The organism is Streptomyces sp. NPDC005574 (genome assembly GCF_040605435.1).
Taxonomy (GTDB): domain Bacteria; phylum Actinomycetota; class Actinomycetes; order Streptomycetales; family Streptomycetaceae; genus Streptomyces.
In genome coordinates this window covers 1-1,494 of the sequence record NZ_JBEXCW010000318.1, presented here as the reverse complement: position 1 = coordinate 1,494, position 1,494 = coordinate 1, and the positions used below count along the sequence as shown (strand labels likewise).

General features: G+C 68.2%; 2 protein-coding genes. Both read left to right on the top strand.

Annotation, left to right across the window (positions count from 1 at the left end):
- Positions 1 to 480: 480 nt before the first annotated feature.
- Entirely contained in the window at positions 481 to 927 is a 447-nt protein-coding gene (locus ABZT03_RS44465; protein ID WP_356050041.1) for an ATP-binding protein, read from the top strand.
- A gap of 96 nt (positions 928 to 1,023) precedes the next feature.
- Entirely contained in the window at positions 1,024 to 1,362 is a 339-nt protein-coding gene (locus ABZT03_RS44460; RefSeq protein ID WP_356050039.1) for an STAS domain-containing protein, read from the top strand.
- Positions 1,363 to 1,494 lie beyond the last annotated feature (132 nt).

Here is a 1,494-nt window from a genome sequence, read left to right as displayed (position 1 = left end):
GGTGGCCGCGACCTTCATGGTGAGTAGTGATCACTCCAGGGGGAGGGGGAGTTCCATGATCCAATGGGGCTCGAAGCGCGGCATAACCCCCCCGGATGCCGCCGTGGGCTGCCTCGTGACGGTGGAGGCAGCCCACACCCCTCAGAGGGAACCGTGAAGGGGGGGCTTGCCCCGTCGGCGCGTATGGCTGCCCGGGTGTCGGGGCAGGCATCCGCTGGGGTGCTACTTGGGTGACGGGGCGGGGCTGACCGATCGCGCGGCGTTGTGCTCGCGCGGCGCGGCGATCGAGGCCTTCAGGTGCCCCGGCCGGGAGCCGGTGGCGCCGGGGTGCCGGTGGAGTGACAACCCCACCCCGTACTCAATGTCCTATTTTCGGTGGATTGGGTATTGACTGCTCAGGGCTTTCGTGCCGTCTGGACGTGTGCTGGAAGCAGGACAGGACAGGCAGGTACCCCGGCTTTCGGACAGGCAGTGATCCCGATGACGTCTCCCACTCTCCCCCGCAGCCGGCCGGCGCCGCACGCGGCCGGAGACGACCGACGAAACTTCGGCCTTCTGCTCGACCACGGGCCGCTCGCGCCGGCCACCGCCCGCCACACCGCCCGCCCGGTCCTGACCAGCTGGGGGCTGGACGAAGAGCAGATCTACGACACGCTGCTGGTGATCTCCGAGCTGGTCACCAACGCCGTCACCCACGCCCTGCCGCCGGTCGTCCTGCACCTGCAGGCCACTGCAGACTCCGGGCGCATCCAGGTCCAGGTCAGCGACGGCGGTCCCCAGCCCGTCCCCACCAACTGGGCCGCTGCCAGGCCGGCCGACGAACACGGTCGCGGCGCTGTGATCGTCTCTGCCCTGACAGGCGGCGCCGGCACCGGCCTGGACGCCGAAGGCCTGATCGATCACTGGGCCGACCTCGACGTCGCCTGATCCTTATTCCGGCATCCTGAAATAGCCTCACTGGTTGGCAGCCGGAGCACACCAGGGCACCAGCGGACCTGTCCCACCTGAAGGATCTTTCCGGAGGTGGCCGTGGAAGCGGACGACCTGCTGCAGACCTGCACCCTGTGGAGCAAAGACACGGTCTTGCTCCGGGTGATCGGGGAGCTCGACGTGGCTACCGCTCCGCTGCTGGACCAAGCGGTCACCGCCGCGCTGGTCGGGTGCCCCCGGGATTTCCGCCTTGACCTCACCGCTCTGGTCTTCTGCGACGCAGCCGGCCTGCGGGCCTTGCGACGGCTGACCGACACGGTCCACGTCGCCTATGTCTCCTTCCGCCTGGTCGGTCTCCACCCCAATGTGCATCGCACTCTGGCTCGGCTCGGGACCATGTCCCCCTGGTCCCCACCCCTCCTCCTGCACTGACATGGGGCACCCGGCAGAAAGGCCGAACGGACCATCTGACGAAATCTCGGCATGGTTCCTGGACCGGATGTATATGCGCACTTCTGGCGGGCGGCCTGTGATGAGAAGGTGAGCGCGTCGGTTTTCCTGACG

Bases quoted from the DNA above. Each gene is read 5' to 3' on its own strand.
- ABZT03_RS44465 (WP_356050041.1), top strand. From the start codon at position 481: ATGACGTCTCCCACTCTCCCCCGCAGCCGGCCGGCGCCGCACGCGGCC.